Source organism: Stenotrophomonas sp. 85239_Sma, from assembly GCF_056481725.1.
In genome coordinates this window covers 2,428,008-2,443,573 of record NZ_CM151163.1, presented here as the reverse complement: position 1 = coordinate 2,443,573, position 15,566 = coordinate 2,428,008, and the positions used below count along the sequence as shown (strand labels likewise).

Genomic DNA, 15,566 nt, shown 5'->3' with positions numbered 1-15,566 from the left:
TCAAGGAACAGTTGCCAAATGTCTACCATCCTCCAAACGTTGACTGCATGATCACGGAGTTCGCTGTCAATGACAGGAGCTGGATGGACAGGGTGTATCTTCCCTCGGAACTCAGGTTCCTGGACATCGTCAACAATGCAACCGCCAGCGAAAAGACGCTGGAGATTCATGGCCCCATCTGGAGAGTTCCCGGCCAACCGTTCAAGCTGGCTGCCGGTCGTTCCGTTATATTTTCTTCGCGCACGGGCGACGGGCTCACGTCTCCCGCGAAGAACGAGACGACGTTCAGTGCCAACGTGCCGCGATGGCAGATTCCATCCAGCAGCGAGCTGATTTCCCTCATTGTGCTGGCTGATGGGAAGCATGCCGCTGAACTGACCCTGCCCCCTGATGGCAAGGCATTCGACTCGATCACCGTCATTAACGAAGCAACGTTGCCGACCCAGGTACTGGGAGCAAATACGCCATTCCCCGGTCAGCGCATGGATGTTGAGCCGTGGGAATCGGTCCGCGTCGAATTCGATCCCGTCGCCCGTCAATGGATGTGGGTACATGCGCCCTACAAAAAGAAACCCGTAAAAGACCACGACCTCCGCATTGCGTCCCGTACTGTCGTGGAGCTCCAGGATGGTGATTGGGCGTCTCCATTGGTCCCCCCGCGCAAGCCCTATGACCGGGACCGGATCATTCTGCGCTCGAACGCAACCTGGGACTCGAAGACCAGGGTCAACAACGAGGATCTCCCCCTGCGCCGTGGCGACGAGTACGAGTATGTTTTCGTTGCCGAGAAGGACCGTTGGCATCAACTGCGTCAACCCGTTCGCAAGGTTGATACAACCTACCAGAGGGAAGTCCGGCTGCAGGATGAGGGCTATGGCGTGATCGAAGTGACCGCGCCGGTGAGCGGCACGATCACGCCCAGGGTCATCCTTCCCAAGCCACGGCAGGGGCTTCGCGTGATTGCCGTAGGTCATCCTGCGAACACGATGAACATCGTCGCCGACAATCTCGATGTGCCCGTGCTCAACTACGAAAAGATCGCGTTCCGCGTGAACGATCGTGGCCTTTGGGAGCGTGAAACCACGACCATCGACCTGGTGCGTGTACTCGATATGAGCTCCGGGGAAGTCCCGCGCAGATGGGATGCGTTGATGCTCATGGACGAGAACATCCGGCTGGCCAACGAGGCACTGGAGAACTCAGGCGCCACGTTCCGGTACAGGCTGGTCGGCAACCCGATCGAAGGCTTCACATACCCCGGCGTGGACCTCAAGCGGGTACCGGCCGATCTGGCTCGCGATTCCAACGTGCAGGCGCTGGTCAAGAAACATCGTGCAGACGGTATCTACTATGGCGGCAGCAACCGCTGGAATACCGAGGTTTGCGATTGGAGCCATTCTTCGTACACCGAGAAGAGCTTCGTCATTGCCACGGCGCTCACGTGTCCCACATCTGCGTTCCGCCGCCGGGCAGGCTTCGAACTGGGCGTTCCCAACAATACGACGCCGAAGCCCGTGCAGGTCATTGGCTCCGGAGACCAGTTCCCGTTCTACCCGACACCGCACCGGATGCTGCCGGACGGCCGCTGGGCCTTCAATCCAGGGCAGGAGAAGGTGCTCGAGAACATGAACTCAAGGGCGGAGTACATTGGCCGGTTCTCTGATAAATGGTGAGCACTCCTTGAGGGCAGGCTGACGCTTCACACGTGAAGCAAGGGCGCCCGAAGCATCATCGGCTTCGGGCGCTTTTTGCCTACAGGTGGTGCAGTAGATCCACGCCATGCGTGGATGCCTCTCAGAAATCCATCGTGGCCGACAACAGCACCGTTCTCGGTGCCCCCAGCGCCAAGCTCGACAACAACGGCATGCCCCAATACGCCTTGTTGGTCACGTTGTTCACGCTCGCTCTCAGGGCAAGCGGTCGGCCCGCCACCGTCGTGCTGTAGCGCGCCCCCACATCAAACAGCGTGCGCCCCGGCACCGACAGGCGGTTATCGGCACTGATGTACTGCTTCGACATCGCCGTGGCATTGCCGGTCAGGGTCACGCCTTCCAGCGCAGGCACATCCCATTCCACACCCATCTTGGCCTGTCGCTGCGCAACCGCCGTGGCGATGCGGCCTTCATTCACGCCGCCGGCCGTGCGGGTCAGCTTCGGTTGCACGTAGGCCACGCCGCCCAGCAGGCGCACGCCGTCCAAAGGCGCGCCGAAGAAGCCCCATTCCAGGCCACGGTTTCGTTGCTCGCCACCGAACGAGAAGATGTTCGTGACCGGGTCGGTGTAGCTGCTCGGGCGTTTGATCTCGTACACGCTGAAGGTGTGCGCGAAGCCGCCCAGGTCCAGCTTCAAGCCCAACTCCTTCTGCTTGGTGCGAAAGGGTGCGAACACATCGCCGGCATTGGCGGCGGTCATTGGCGCGGTGGCGCCCTGGCTGAGGCCTTCGATGTAGTTGGTGTAGACCGAGAGCGTGTCGGTGGCCTTCACCAGCAGCGCGGCCGCCGGGGTGGTGGCGCTCTCGTCATAGCGCGAGGTGCGTGCGCCGCTGGCCACGTTGAAGGTCTCGCTGACCACCTGCTGGCGGCGCACGCCCAGTGTCAGCTGCACGCGGTCATCGGCAAAGGCCAGGGTATCGGCGACGCCGAGGCTGTCCAGCCGCAGCTCGGTGTGCGAGATATGCGGTGCAACGAAGGGTGCGGCCGGGCCCCACACCGGGTTGTACAGGTTGGTGGTCCAGTCCCAGCCCGGCACGCTGCGGCGGCCATAGTCGTTCTGGGTGTGCTGGTAGTGGGTCACGTTGGCAGCCCACTGGTGGCCGACGCTGCCGGTACGGAAACTGCCGCGCAGGCCGGCATCACCGGACTGCTTCTTGATGTCGAAGGCCAGCTGGCCCATCACCGTGGTGAAGTCACCGGCCGGGTTGAGGATCTGCGCACTGATCGAGCCGTTGTAGCGGTAGTCGGTCTTGCTGGTGCCATAGGCCAGGTAGGCCATCAGGTGATCGTTGATGTCCAGTTCACCGCGCAGCATCGCGCCCTTGTCCCGGCTGTCCACGTAGGCCCAGTCCGGATTGATCAGCGTGTCGCCGCGCGGTGGCCGTGGAATGGCGACGCCCGGTGCCAGGCCGACGCCACGGGCCGGACCGTCCACGCGGTCGTCGGCGCTGTACAGATCGGCCGACAGGCGGGCGCGCTCGCCGCGCCAGTCCAGTGCCAATGAACCCAGTTGCACCTTCTTGCTCTGCTTACCGACAGGACCGTCGCCATCACGGTAAGCGCCGTTGAAGCGGATGCCGAACTGCTTGTCTGTGCCCAGGCGACGGCCCATATCCACATGGGTGCCGAACTGCGCATCGGAGGCGAAGTTGGCGCTGACCCGCAGCAATGGCTGGTCACCCGCACGCTTGGGCACCAGGTTGACACTGCCACCAACCGAGCCGCCCGGTGGCATGCCGTTGAGCAGCGCGGACGGACCCTTCAAGACCTCGATGCGCTCGAACATCTCCGGCGAGGTGCGGTAGTACGGCGCCATGCCGCTGAGGCCGTTGAAGGTGGTATCACTGGTGCTGGAAGCAAAGCCGCGGATGGCGTAGTTTTCGCTCCAGGCGCCGGTCACGCCGTTGCTGAACACCGTAGGGTCGGTGGCGGCGATGACGTCGGTGAGGTCCTTGGCCTGGCGGTCGCGGATGAAGGCTTCGGTGTAGCTGACGGTACTGAACGGCGTGTCCATGAAGTCCTTGTCGCCGAGCAGGCCGACCCGGCTGCCGGAGGCCACCTGGCCGCCGGCATAGTCGCCGGTCACCCGGCGCTGTTCCTGCACCTGTACCGAGGGCAGGGTGGACGGAGCCGGTTCGGCCAAGGCGGCACACGACGCCAGCAGCCCCAGTGCCAGCGAAGACACGCGGTAGCGCCGGGCCATGCCGGGCGGATGGTTCAGCACGCGGGTCGTGCCGGCAGCGGCGCGCTGCAACGGGGAGGGAAGGTCGTACGCGGTCATGCCAGGTTCCTGTGAATCGCAGGTGCGAACGCGCCTGGCGCGCTGCCGACGGCAAGCACGGGGGAGGGCGCAGCGCAGGGTTGTCGGCTGGGTGGGGACCTGGCGGGAAGCGAGCCATCGGCTCGATTGCGGACGGCGGCGGGGTTGCGAACCCGGCGCATTCCTAATTAGTTGAGTAAAGTAAACTAAATCAATGGAAGCGGACAAGAGGGTCCCTTTGCTGGCACCCTCAGCAGGGTATGAACACACCCCGCAAGAGCACGTACCCCGATCCAACGGCGCCGACCCGTGGCCGCCCGCCCACCATCACCCCGGAGCGCTTGGCCGACATCGGCATCCGCCTGGGCCTGCCCAACCTGACCATGGCCAACGTGGCCGCCGAACTGGCGGTGACCCAGGCGGCGCTGTACAAGCGCGTGGCCAACCTGGAGGCATTGAAGCGCCTGGTGGCGGAGGCGGTGTTCCAACGCTGGCAGATTCCGCGCGCGTCGGTCGACGCACCGGGCGGGCTGGAGGCTTACCTGATGGGGTTCGTGGAGTCCCTGTGCGAGGTGGTGAAGGCGCATCCCGGGCTGCCCCCGTACCTGCTGCGGCGCACGGTGGCGACCGCGCCGATGCTGGAGAAGATCGCCTCGCATCAGGCGCACGTGGCCGAGGTGTTTGGCCTGCCGGTGGACAAGGCGCGCTGGCTGCTGGCCACGATCGCCTTCTACTGCATCGCCGGTGCCGACACCATCTACGCCATCGCGGACGACGAAGAGGGACAGGTGATCACCGAGTTCAAGCAGGGCATGCGGGCGCTGGTAATCGGTTCGCTGGAAGTATCGCGGCTTCGGTAGATGCACGCCCTGCGAGGATGCCGTTGCACGGTTCGCCATGGCCCCTTCCACGCAGGGCGTGGATCTACAATGCGGCCATGCCTGCCACGCCCACTCTCGATGATCTGCGCCGCTATGCGGTGGCGCGCACGCTGTTCAAACCCACCACGTTGCTGACCGCGATCCGGCGCCTGGGCTTCGTGCAGGCCGACCCGATCCGGGCACCGGCACGCGCGCAGGACCTGACCCTGCGCCATCGGGTGAAGGACTACCGCGCCGGTGACCTGGAGCGGCGCTACACGCGCCTGCCGGTGGAAGAAGATTGCCTGGTGAACTACGGGTTCCTGCCGCGCGAACATCTGGCGCTGATGCATCCGCGCGTGTCCAGGCGCGCGTGGGACGCCGAGACCCAACGCCGCGCGGCGGACGTACTGGCCTTCGTGCGCGAGCGCGGCAGCGTGCATCCGCGCGAGGTTGACCAGGCGTTCGCGCATGGCCGGGTGACCAACTACTGGGGCGGCACCAGCAATGCCAGCACGCACCTGCTGGATGGCATGCACTACCGTGGCCTGCTGCGCGTGCAGCGGCGCGACAGCGGCACCCGCATCTACGCCGTGGCCGAGCACGCGGAATCCGATGCCAGCGAGCAGGCGCAGATCGAACGTGCCGCCGCCCTGATCGACCTGGTGGTACGCAAGTACGCGCCGCTGCCATCGGCCAGCCTGACCTATCTGGTACGCCTGCTGGGCTACGGCGCACCGCATCTGGCCGAGCAGACCCGGCAGGCGTTGAAGCTGGCCAAGCAACAGCTGGCCAGCTGCACGCTGGACGGAACCACCTGGTACTGGCCGGCCGACGAGAACCCGCGCTCGCGCCGGCATGCGCCGGACGAACAGGTGCGCCTGCTGGCGCCGTTCGACCCGGTGGTGTGGGACCGCCGCCGCTTCGAGCTGCTGTGGGGCTGGGTCTACAAGTTCGAGGCCTACACGCCTGCGCCGAAGCGCCAGTATGGCTACTACGCGCTGCCGGTTTTGTGGCACGACCAGGTGGTGGGCTGGGCCAATCTCAGCGTGCGCGACGGTGAACTGGCGTCCAGCGTGGGCTACGCCGGCAAGTCACTGGCCCGCGACAAGGTGTTTCGTGGCGCGTTGGAAGACGAACTGCAGCGCATGGCAGCTTTTCTGTAGAGTCGAGCGGCGCATGGGTGCCTGCAGGTCCAGGTAGCCGCCAACCTTGGTTGGCGCCGCGATGCATCGGTGCCCACCAAGGTGGGCAGCTACCAAAGCAACGCCGCTCAGGCCCGGTAGTCGCCAACCTTGGTTGGCGCTCGCTTCAATCGTTGCCCACCAAGGTGGGCATCTACCGATTCCATCGCCCATGCGCCACCATCGCCAGCACCACCACGCCCGCGGCAACGCTGGTGTGTCCAGACAATGCGGCCAAGCCAAAGCCCACGCCCAACCCGCGCACGGCAAACACGGCGCTGAACACCAATAGCGCCCAACCGACTGCGCGCAGTTGTTGAACGGCGTGCACGCTCAACACGCGATGCAACACATCGCGCTGATGACGTTCCATCGCCAGTGCCAGGCAGGCGAACGCGACCAGCGACAACACGAACAGAATGACGTGGATCATGCGCTGGCCTCCGGTGCCGCAGTGCGTGACGCGGCAGACGGCCGCGCGCGTTTCACCTTCGGCGCATGCCGCCAGGTGCGCCAGGCCAGTAGCATGTGCAGGGCGGCCAATGCCAGCAGGGTCAGGTCGGTGCCGGCAAACGCCCAATCGCCCGCGGCCAGCGTGCGCCACAGCGGATGCAGCGTGGTCACCGCGGTCAGCACCGGCAGCAGCGCCAGCAGCAATGCCGCCAGCAGGAACTGTTCGATCCATGCACGCTTCGGTGTGCGCAGCGTGGCGTGCACGAACATGGCCGCCCAGACCAGGAAGAACACATGCACCTCCCACGCCGCGCGCCCGTCCATGGCAGTCGGTAGCAGGCGGTTCGCCCATAGGTAGGCGGTCATCGCCACCGACAGGCCGGCGACGGTGGCGATGTTGAGCCGCTCGACCAGACGGAAGCCGAAGTAGGGTCGCTGCGGATCGGGCAGCTGCGCACGGCGCTTCACCGTCCACAGCACCAGCCCAGTGCCGACCATGGCCGTGCCGGCCAGGCTGACGATGAAGTACAGCCAGCGCAGCGCAGCGTCGGCAAAGCGTCCCAGGTGCAGGCCATACAGCACGCCCTGGGTATCGGCGGCTACGCCCGAGTGTTCCTTGATCTGCAGCAGCTGCCCACCGCTGCCGTCGAACAGCAGATAGTTCGGGGTGGTTGAAACACGGCTGGACTGCGCACGCACTACGGCCACGCGTGCGTTCTCGTCGCCGGGATTCTGCACCTGCACGCTGCCTACAGCGCCGGCTCCCCAACGCCGCTCGGCCTGTTGCACCAGCGCACCGACATTGGTGAGCGGAGCAGGGTGGCCGGCGGCCTTCTCCGGTGGCAGGAACAGGCGCATCTCGCTGACCACCTCGGCCTGCTGGCGCTTGTCCGGCAGTTTGGCCAGGCCCCACGGCATGTACAGCACCGCCAGCATCACCAGCCCGCTCCAAGTGATCATGAAATGGAAAGGCAGCCCGAGCACCGACAGCGCCGCGTGCCCATCCAGCCATGAGCGCTGGCCCTTGCCCCAGCGGAAGGTGAAGAAGTCGGCGAAGATCTTCTTGTGGGTGATCACGCCGCTGACGATGGCCACCAGCATGAACATCGCGCACAGGCCGACGATCCAGCGGCCCCACATCGCCGGCATGTAGTGCAGGTTGAAGTGGAAGGCGTAGAAGAAGTCGCCGCCGCCGGTCTCGCGTGCCTGCAGCGGCGCGCCGGTGCTGGCGTCGAACAGGCCCGAGTCGAAACCATGTCGGCCTCTTCCACCCGGGCTGGCCCACATCGCCGACACCCACGGCATGCGCGTGCTCGGCAGGCCCAGGTTGATCTGGCTGGCCGCAGGCGTGTCGGCCATGATCGCCGTGACGGTACGCTGCGCGACCGTGGCGGCGTCCGGCAACGTGGACGGTGTGGCGATTTCCGGGCGGGTGTAGCGCGAGAGTTCGTCGCGGAAGTAGCTGGCAGTGCCAGTGAGGAACATCGCGTACAGGATCCAGCCGGCCAGCAGCCCGACCCAGATATGCAGGTCGGACATGGTCTGGCGGATGCCGCGTGGCTTGGGGGTGCGATCGACCTTGCTCATGCAGCGCCTCCGTTGCCGACCGTCTGTGCGATCAACCACAGCGGAAGCGCGGCGATGATCAGGCCCAGCCATGCGCGCCACGCCGAGCGCACCGCGAACACCCAGACCACGGCACCGGCATACAGCAGGAAGCTGGCCAGCATGCCGGTGAACACGGCCTGGCGACCATCGATGGGCAGCGCCAGTGCGGCGATGCTGCACAGTGCGGCCAGCACATAGCCGCCGAACAACGCGGCGATGATGCGTGAGATCAGGGGCAGCCAGGTCAGCACGGGGGTGGTACGGGAAACGGTCAAAGCACTTCTCCAGGACACCACGCGCAATGGCGTGGTGCCCTTGAAACGAGGATCAGAAGTCGACGGTGGCCGACAGCAGGGCGGTGCGTGGCGTACCCAGCCCGGAGCCGAGGCTGCCCGCCCAGTACGCCTTGTTGGTCAGGTTCTGCACGGTGGCGCGCAGCACCAACGGGTGACCGGCGGTCTGCAGTGCATAGCGGGCACCGAGGTCGAACACGGTGCGGCCGGCCACCCATTGGCTGTTGTCGGCGTTGATATAGCCCTTGGACATACTGACCGCATTGCCGGTGAGGGTGAGGCCGGCCACGGCCGGCACGTCCCATTCCACGCCCAGCTTGCCCTGCCACTGCGGTGTGGCCGTCGCCAGCCGGCCTTCGTTGATGCCGCCCTGGGTACGGGTCAGCTTCGGCTGCAGCCAGCCGATGCCACCGAGCACGCGAAGCTGTTCGGTGGCCTGGCCGAACACGGTCCATTCCACGCCCCGGTTGCGTTGCTGGCCGCCGAACGAGAACACATTGGTCGCCGGGTCGGTATAGGAGCTGGGCTTCTCGATCTCGTACACGCTCAATGTGCTGGCCAAGCGGCCGAAGTCGAACTTGGCACCGACCTCGCGCTGGCGGGTCTTGAACGGCGGGAACACGTCGCCCGCGTTGGCGGCGGTGGCCGGGGCGGTGCTGCCCTGGCTCAGGCCTTCGATGTAGTTGGCATACAGTGACAGGCGGTCGCTGGCCTTGAACAGCAGTGCACCGGCCGGTGTGTTGGCGCTGGCGTCGTAGCGTGCGGTGCGCTTGCCCGTGCCGCCATCGAAGGTATCGCTGAGCACGGTCTGTTGACGAATGCCCAGAGTCAGCTGCACGCGATCATCGATGAAGGACAGCGTATCGGCGATGCCGAAGCTGGTGGTGCGCACTTCCGCAGTCTTTGGCAGCGACGCATCACTGAAGCTGCGGTCGATGGCCGGGCCCCACTGCGGGTTGTAGATATTGGTTACCCAGTCGCGGGCCAGCAGGTTGCGCTTGAAGCCGAATTTCTGGTCGTGTTGATACCAGGCTGCACTGATGGCCAGCGCGTGATCGACCGCGCCGGTGCGGAAACGCGCCGACAATCCGGCTTCGGCGGTGTCCTTGCTGTAGATGAATCGCTGGTGGGCGAAGTTGTTGCGGAAGTCGCCGGCGGTGTTGGTGATCAGCGTGGTGGCGCTGGCGATGGAATCGAAATCGGTATGGCCGTGGCCGTAGCTGGCATGCGCCTGCAGGTGGTCATTGATCTCGAACGACCAGCGCAGCGCGGCGGCCGAGTCCTTGACGGTGCTGAAGGTCCAGTCCGGTGCGAACAGGGTGCTGGCTTTCGGCGGGCGAGGCACGGCCAGGCCGGGCGCCAGCGATACACCTCGATTGAGGCCGTCCACATGGTCGCGGCTGCTGAACAGGTCCAGCGACACCTGCGAGCGCATACCGCGCCAGTCCAGGCCGAGCGATGCGAGCTGTGCCTTGTGCTGCTGGTGGTCGGTGGCGGTGTCACCGTCGCGATGCACGGCATTGAAGCGCACGCCGAACTGCTTGTCCGCGCCGAAGCGGCGGCCGATATCCAGGTGGCCACCGAACTGCGCGTCGCTGCCGTAGCTGGCGGTGAAGCGGGTCAACGGCGTGTCGCCGGCACGCTTGGGTACCAGGTTCACCGCGCCGCCCACCGAGCCACCGGGCGGCATGCCGTTGAGCAGCGCGGACGGGCCCTTCAGCACCTCGATGCTCTCTGCCAGTTCCGGGGTGACGCGGTAGTAGGGGATCAGCCCGTACAGGCCACCAAAGCCGATATCCGACGAGGCGACACCGAAGCCGCGGATGTTGAAGTAGTCGGTGATGCCACCGCTGGAGCCGCTGCTGTAGACGCTGGGATCTGTCAGCGCGATGACCCGCACCAGGTCCGGCGCCTGGATGTTGTCGATGAAGTCGGCGGTGTAGCGGGTGGTGTTGAACGGCGTGTCCATGAAGTCGAGCTCGCCGAGCAGGCCGACGCGGCTGCCGCGCGTGACCTGGCCGCCGGCATAGGCATCGGCAGGCATGGTCTTGTCGGCGCGCACGTTCACCGTGGGCAACTGGCGGGCGCCATCGAGTGCGTCGCTGGCGTGGGCGGCGGTGGCGATCAGCAGGGTGGGCAGCAACGCTGCACGGGCGGCCAGGGACAGCGCCGAGCGGTGTGGGAGGGGCAGGGTTCGCAGGGGGAGGGACATGGCGGTTCTCGTGTGGTGGGTCGTGCGATCGGCCAGCACGGCGCCGTCGGTGACCTGCACGGGCAGGACGACGCGAGCTGTGGAATGGCTGGCAGAGGGCACGGCGCTGCCGCTGTGGCAGTGCTGCACGCGAGGTGCGCGGGCGATCTGTGGCTGGCTGGAACGAAGCGCGGAGCGCGGATGCTGCGGGGTGGATCAGATATCGTCGGCGAGGTCGTCGAGGTCCTGCAGGCCATCGCCGCGTGCCAGCACGCGCTCGTAATTGCGGCGGCGTCGCTGGTCGGTCTCGGTGGTGGTCTCGCCACGCTTCCAGTAGCCGGCCACGGCAACATCGGTGCGCGGCAGGCCGACCGTGTCGATAAAATGGCGGCGCAGGGCGCGCATTTCCTCGCGCTCGCCTGCCGCCCAGACCGTGCTGCCGGGTTCCGGCTGCAGTTGGCGCGCCTGTTGCAGCAACGGCGCGTCACCGGTGGCGAGGCGGTGTACGCAGACGCCTTCGATGGCGGGCAGTTCGTCTACCGGGAACGCATCATCCGAGGCGATCCAGGCCTGCGCGTGCAGGCCGGTGGGCCACTGCTGCAGCAGCGCAAACAGGGCCGGGATGGCGCTTTGGTCGGCGAACAGCAGGGCGCAGGTGCCTTCGCGCTGCGGCACCTGCAGATGAGGGCGCGGCCCGGTCAGATCGAAGGCATCACCGGGACGCAGTGCACGTACCCAGGCCAGCATCGGCCCCGGCGCCTCGTGCAGCACCACGTCCAGGGTGAACTGGCGGGTGTTGGGATCGAGGCTGCGCACGGTGTAGATCCGTGACACATCGCCGAAGGCGGCACCCAACTGGATGCGCACAGCGGTGTTGGCACGCTGCCAGGGCGCGAGTCCTGCATGTTCCGGCAGCTGGACCACGAGGCGCAGCAGGCTGGCGCACGGCTGCGCAACCGCGACCACCTGGACCTGCAGCGCCTGCAGGCCGCGATCGTGGTCGGCGCCACGCAGCGGCCCGGCCGGGGTGATGGAAGTGGGGGACGCGGACATCGACGACGATCCTGGACACTGCAGATGCGAATTAGTTACATCATAGTAAACTAAATTGATTGCGCTGCAACCCGGGCCTGTCCAGCGGGCGCGGATGCGTTGACCACGGCGTCGCTGCGCACCACCATGACAGCCCTTGCCCGCGCACCGCGCAGGAACCGTTACCGCATGGCTGCACCGAAAAAGACCGCTGCCCGTGGGCGGCCGCCCAGCATCACCCGCGAGCGCATCGCCGACGCCGGCATCGCGATGACGCTGCCGGGGCTGAGCTTCGTGGGCGTCGCAGCAGCGCTGGGGGTCAGCCACATCGCGCTGTACAAGCATGTGGCGAATCTGGCGGCGCTACGCGAACTGGTGGCTGAGGTGATCTTCGAGCGTTGGCAGGCACCGCCGCTGGATGCCGACGCCGATGTTTCCATCGAAGTGGACCTGCGCGCATTCCAACGTTCACTGCGGGCGCTGGTGGATGCCAATCCGGGCCTGGCGCCATTCCTGGTCAGCCACGGCGCGAAGACACCGGAGATGCTGGCGCGCATCCAGCGCCACCATGCCGAATTCAGCCGCGTGCATGGCCTGCCGCTGGAGCAGGCGGCGTGGCTGTTGTCCACCGTGGCCTATCACGCCGTGGCCTTGGCTGACACCGTGTATTCGCGGCACGCAGTGGTAGATACCACGCGACGCCCGTTGGATCGGAAGGCGCAGGAGGCCGAGTTCGACCGCAGCATGGAAGCGTTGATCATCGGTGCGTTGGCGATGTGCGGGCGCACGGCAACGTAGTCGCCAACCTTGGTTGGCGCCGCGATACATCGTTGCCCAGCAAGGTGGGCATCTACCGGTCACGCGGCATCCTTGCGCTCCGCATCTTCCATGCCAGGGCTGACGCGGCGACCGATGTCCTTCAACCGCGCCAGCTGATCCACCATCGACGGTGCATCATCCAGGCTGCCGACGAACGTCCACAGATAGGTCATCACCGCGTACACATGGCCCGGCGTCACACCGTCGGTAGTGGCGAGACGGCCGATGGTCAACGCGAACAGCACCGCTGCCGCCGCGCCCACCACAACGAAGGCCCCAGCTTCCCGGTCCGAGAGCAGGATGCGCAGCCGCGACAGCGTTGTGTAGTGGCGACGCAGCACCGACGGACTGACCCGGTCGACCAGGCGGATTTCATGTTCCAGCCGGTTGTTCAGGCGGCCATGCAGTTGCTCGTTGCGGCGTGCGAACGACGGCATCAGCAACACTGCGCCAAGCAGTGCGATCAGGCTCGCGGCGCCCACCAGTGGTTCGATCACCAGCAGCATCACCGCCGCACCGAACATCGATACCAGCGCGGTGGCGATGATCGGTACGTGCTTCTCGAAGAAGTCGACGAACTCACGGGCCAGCACCACGCGTGCGGCCGAGGTGGAGGTGGCCTGGCCCAGCCTGCGCTGCGCCTGCACCACGTTCACCGCCAGGTCGGCATAGATGCGGGTGAAGGTACGGGTATCGACCGCACGGCGGGCAGCACCGACCAGCCAGAACAGCAGCACCACGCCGGCGTAGGAGATGGCGTGGCCGATGTCGCCGCGGATGATCGCGTCCACCGCGAAGCCGGCAAACAGCGGATACGCCAGCAGCAACGCATTTTCCAGCGCCACCAGCGAGAACGTGCCGGTGAGCTGCCACGGGTAGGTGCGCAGGATGGCCTTGAGGGTGGCGGCCGCATTCTGCTGGCCGATGCTGCCGGCGGCGGCCGCCGGATCGTGCGGGTGTTTCATGGGGATGCCTGGGCAGGGTGGAGACGGGGCAGGGGGCTGGATACCTGCCGCCTCCCTGCTCGCGCCCAGTATCTGCAGCCCTTTGGAGCGGGCATGGAGGGACGATGGAGATTGCGTGGAGAAACCGGCGCCGTTCAGCGATGCGAATGCCCACCAAGGTGGGCCGCTACCAGAGCAGCGTCTGCCGCAACGTCGCCCCCTCAACGACGCGCATGCACTGGCCAGCGGATCTCGAACGAACTGCCACCACGTTCGGTGGCCCGGCACTGTGCTGTTCCGTGATGGGCAACGGCAATCGCACGCACGACCGCCAGGCCAAGCCCGGAGCCACCGCTCTGCCGCGAACGCGAGACATCGGTGCGCTGGAACGCCTCGAAGATGCTGTCGCGCAGCTCGTCCGGCACGCCGGGGCCGCCGTCCTCCACCGCCACCGTGCAATGGCCCTGCGCCAGCGTGACGCGCACCCGCAACGGGCAGGGAATGGCATGGCGTCGTGCATTCTCCAACAGTGCCAGTACTGCCTGGCGGATGCGTGCGGGATCGCAATCCGCCAGCGCTGGACGCGCGTCCAGCGTGACCGAGAACCCGCTTTCGGTGAGTGCCTCGGACATCGCTTCCACCACCGCGGCCACCTGCACGCGGACATCGCTGCGCTGCAGGCGCAGATCCAGATGGCCGCTCTCGGCCAGGCTGACCACGCGCAGGTCCTCGATGATGCGGGTGAGGCCCTCCAGCTGGGTGAGCATGCTGTTGAACTGCTCCGGCCCCGGTTCGAACACGCCTTCGGCGATGCCCTGCAGGCGGCCGCGCAGGATGGTCATCGGCGTGCGCAGTTCATGTGCGATCGCCGCGTTCCAGAACACCCGGTTCTCGGACATGCGGCTGAGCCGCTCTGCCATGGAGTTGAAATCGCTGACCAGCGTGGCCGCTTCGACCATCGTGGTGTCACCACCGCGCGCACGCGCGTCCAGATCGCCGCTGGCGACCCGGCGCAGGCTCTCGGCCACCGAGTTCAACGGCGTGATGATGCGCCGGGTCAGGCGCGAGGCAACGAGCGTGGCGAAGATGACGACCACGGTGGCGGTCAAGCAGATCCACAGCCATTCCAGCCCGGACGGCATGATTGTTTCCGGCTCGTCATACCAGCGCGGGTAGAACACTTCCATCAGGTAATAGAACAGGTAGAAGCCGCTGATCGACAACACCGTCGAACACAGCGAGGCCACCGTGATGGACAGCGTGATCTGGCCGCCGATGCTCTTGCCTTTGGGGTTCATCATTCAGTCCAGGAAGCGGTAGCCGACGCCGCGGAGGGTGGCGGGGATGCCGACCACGCCCACATCCTCCAGCTTGCGCCGCAGTTTGCTGACATGGCTGTCGACGGTGCGCTCCTGCGCATCGCCTTCGGGCAGGCAGGCATGCAGAAGATCCACCCGCGCATGCACCTGCCGCGGTGCGCGCGCCATGTGCACCAGCAGCCGGAATTCGGTGAGGGTGACGTTCAGTGCATGCACCTGCTGGCCATGGCGCACCGTCACCTCGTGGCTGCGCAGGTCGATCTCGAAGGGTCCTTGGCGGATCAGCCCGTTGGGTTCTTCGACGACGGCGCGGCTACTGCGGCGCAGCACGGCCTGGATCCGGGCGACGATCTCGGCCGGATTGAACGGCTTGGCCACGTAATCGTCGGCGCCCACGCGCAGCCCGGTCAGCTTGTCCACGTCCTGGTCGAGCGCAGTGAGCATGATCACCGGGGTGTTGCCGCGCCGTCGTAGTTCGCTCAATACCTGCCAGCCGTCCAGCTTGGGCATCTGCACGTCCAGCAGCACCAGGTCCGGGCGCAGTTGGCGGTGGCGGGCCAGCGCTGCCTCGCCGTCGGCGGCACGTGTAGTGCGCAGGCCGGAACGGGCCAGGTAGGCGCCGAGGATATCGGCGATTTCGCCCTCATCTTCGGCAATCAGCACCAAGGGTGCCGGTCGGTTATGGCGATCGTGCTTCATTGCGTGCTGCGGTTTCGAGGCTGGGGCGGGCAAGGGCGGTGCCGTAGGCGGGCAGTCGGCGGGGCCGACGAGGCTAGCGGCCGTTGATGGAGAGTTGGTCGAGATTGTGTCGAGATTGCGTGGACGCGCCGCCGCGTTCAGGCCCGGGGCTGCTGCCTGAACGGCCGCCGCGCCTCCATGCAATCTCCACGC

General features: G+C 66.2%; 13 protein-coding genes. 4 read left to right on the top strand and 9 right to left on the bottom strand.

Annotated elements, in window-relative coordinates; translation table 11 throughout:
- Positions 1 to 47: 47 nt before the first annotated feature.
- Positions 48 to 1,673 carry a hypothetical protein gene (locus ACYKG1_RS11505; protein WP_478470513.1) on the top strand — a complete coding sequence of 542 codons (1,626 nt, stop codon included), beginning with the start codon at positions 48 to 50 and terminating at the stop codon, positions 1,671 to 1,673.
- A gap of 121 nt (positions 1,674 to 1,794) precedes the next feature.
- On the opposite strand, the gene ACYKG1_RS11500 is transcribed toward ACYKG1_RS11505, so the two are convergent.
- A complete protein-coding gene (locus tag ACYKG1_RS11500) occupies positions 1,795 to 3,993 on the bottom strand; it encodes a TonB-dependent receptor (RefSeq protein ID WP_478470512.1) in 2,199 nt (732 codons plus the stop codon).
- Between the two features lie 239 nt (positions 3,994 to 4,232).
- On the opposite strand from ACYKG1_RS11500, the gene ACYKG1_RS11495 reads away from it, so the two are divergent.
- Together ACYKG1_RS11495 and ACYKG1_RS11490 are read left to right on the top strand one after the other, a co-directional pair.
- The gene (locus ACYKG1_RS11495; protein WP_262082494.1) at positions 4,233 to 4,832 is read left to right on the top strand and encodes a TetR/AcrR family transcriptional regulator; all 600 of its coding nucleotides are present in this window, start codon (positions 4,233 to 4,235) and stop codon (positions 4,830 to 4,832) included.
- 77 nt (positions 4,833 to 4,909) lie between these two features.
- Positions 4,910 to 5,998 (top strand): DNA glycosylase AlkZ-like family protein, encoded by a 1,089-nt coding sequence (locus ACYKG1_RS11490; RefSeq protein ID WP_478470510.1) that lies wholly within the window; start codon positions 4,910 to 4,912, stop codon positions 5,996 to 5,998.
- 172 nt (positions 5,999 to 6,170) lie between these two features.
- On the opposite strand, the gene ACYKG1_RS11485 is transcribed toward ACYKG1_RS11490, so the two are convergent.
- The 5 genes from ACYKG1_RS11485 to ACYKG1_RS11465 form a co-directional block, all read right to left on the bottom strand.
- The gene (locus ACYKG1_RS11485) at positions 6,171 to 6,449 is read right to left on the bottom strand and encodes a DUF3325 domain-containing protein (RefSeq protein WP_100472556.1); all 279 of its coding nucleotides are present in this window, start codon (positions 6,447 to 6,449) and stop codon (positions 6,171 to 6,173) included.
- Positions 6,446 to 8,056, bottom strand: a complete 1,611-nt coding sequence (locus tag ACYKG1_RS11480) for a PepSY-associated TM helix domain-containing protein (protein ID WP_478470509.1) — start codon at positions 8,054 to 8,056, stop codon at positions 6,446 to 6,448. The genes ACYKG1_RS11485 and ACYKG1_RS11480 overlap by 4 nt, the downstream gene beginning before the upstream one ends.
- On the bottom strand, positions 8,053 to 8,352 hold the full coding sequence (locus ACYKG1_RS11475; protein WP_478470507.1) for a DUF3649 domain-containing protein: 300 nt from the start codon (positions 8,350 to 8,352) through the stop codon (positions 8,053 to 8,055). Before ACYKG1_RS11475 ends, ACYKG1_RS11480 begins: the two co-directional genes overlap by 4 nt.
- Positions 8,353 to 8,404: 52 nt before the next feature.
- A complete protein-coding gene (locus ACYKG1_RS11470; protein WP_478470505.1) occupies positions 8,405 to 10,582 on the bottom strand; it encodes a TonB-dependent receptor in 2,178 nt (725 codons plus the stop codon).
- A 195-nt stretch (positions 10,583 to 10,777) separates the two neighbouring features.
- A complete protein-coding gene (locus ACYKG1_RS11465) occupies positions 10,778 to 11,614 on the bottom strand; it encodes a siderophore-interacting protein (RefSeq protein ID WP_478470504.1) in 837 nt (278 codons plus the stop codon).
- Between the two features lie 168 nt (positions 11,615 to 11,782).
- Between ACYKG1_RS11465 and ACYKG1_RS11460 the strand changes: the two genes are divergently transcribed.
- Positions 11,783 to 12,391 (top strand): TetR/AcrR family transcriptional regulator, encoded by a 609-nt coding sequence (locus tag ACYKG1_RS11460; protein WP_478470503.1) that lies wholly within the window; start codon positions 11,783 to 11,785, stop codon positions 12,389 to 12,391.
- A 59-nt stretch (positions 12,392 to 12,450) separates the two neighbouring features.
- Here the strand turns inward: ACYKG1_RS11460 and ACYKG1_RS11455 are convergent, their stop codons facing one another.
- From ACYKG1_RS11455 to ACYKG1_RS11445, 3 genes are all read right to left on the bottom strand, one after another.
- The gene (locus tag ACYKG1_RS11455; protein ID WP_100472544.1) at positions 12,451 to 13,377 is read right to left on the bottom strand and encodes an ABC transporter six-transmembrane domain-containing protein; all 927 of its coding nucleotides are present in this window, start codon (positions 13,375 to 13,377) and stop codon (positions 12,451 to 12,453) included.
- Positions 13,378 to 13,577: 200 nt separating this feature from the next.
- A complete protein-coding gene (locus ACYKG1_RS11450) occupies positions 13,578 to 14,654 on the bottom strand; it encodes an ATP-binding protein (protein ID WP_478470501.1) in 1,077 nt (358 codons plus the stop codon).
- A 3-nt stretch (positions 14,655 to 14,657) separates the two neighbouring features.
- Positions 14,658 to 15,374 carry a response regulator gene (locus ACYKG1_RS11445; protein ID WP_262082501.1) on the bottom strand — a complete coding sequence of 239 codons (717 nt, stop codon included), beginning with the start codon at positions 15,372 to 15,374 and terminating at the stop codon, positions 14,658 to 14,660.
- Positions 15,375 to 15,566 lie beyond the last annotated feature (192 nt).

Excerpts from the sequence above, each read along its gene's own strand:
- ACYKG1_RS11450 (WP_478470501.1), bottom strand. The coding sequence starts at position 14,654 with ATGAACCCCAAAGGCAAGAGCATCGGCGGCCAGATCACGCTGTCCATC.
- ACYKG1_RS11445 (WP_262082501.1), bottom strand. The coding sequence starts at position 15,374 with ATGAAGCACGATCGCCATAACCGACCGGCACCCTTGGTGCTGATTGCC.
- ACYKG1_RS11500 (WP_478470512.1), bottom strand. The coding sequence starts at position 3,993 with ATGACCGCGTACGACCTTCCCTCCCCGTTGCAGCGCGCCGCTGCCGGC.
- ACYKG1_RS11460 (WP_478470503.1), top strand. The coding sequence starts at position 11,783 with ATGGCTGCACCGAAAAAGACCGCTGCCCGTGGGCGGCCGCCCAGCATC.
- ACYKG1_RS11490 (WP_478470510.1), top strand. The coding sequence starts at position 4,910 with ATGCCTGCCACGCCCACTCTCGATGATCTGCGCCGCTATGCGGTGGCG.
- ACYKG1_RS11470 (WP_478470505.1), bottom strand. The coding sequence starts at position 10,582 with ATGTCCCTCCCCCTGCGAACCCTGCCCCTCCCACACCGCTCGGCGCTG.
- ACYKG1_RS11455 (WP_100472544.1), bottom strand. The coding sequence starts at position 13,377 with ATGAAACACCCGCACGATCCGGCGGCCGCCGCCGGCAGCATCGGCCAG.
- ACYKG1_RS11495 (WP_262082494.1), top strand. The coding sequence starts at position 4,233 with ATGAACACACCCCGCAAGAGCACGTACCCCGATCCAACGGCGCCGACC.
- ACYKG1_RS11465 (WP_478470504.1), bottom strand. The coding sequence starts at position 11,614 with ATGTCCGCGTCCCCCACTTCCATCACCCCGGCCGGGCCGCTGCGTGGC.
- ACYKG1_RS11480 (WP_478470509.1), bottom strand. The coding sequence starts at position 8,056 with ATGAGCAAGGTCGATCGCACCCCCAAGCCACGCGGCATCCGCCAGACC.
- ACYKG1_RS11485 (WP_100472556.1), bottom strand. The coding sequence starts at position 6,449 with ATGATCCACGTCATTCTGTTCGTGTTGTCGCTGGTCGCGTTCGCCTGC.
- ACYKG1_RS11505 (WP_478470513.1), top strand. The coding sequence starts at position 48 with ATGATCACGGAGTTCGCTGTCAATGACAGGAGCTGGATGGACAGGGTG.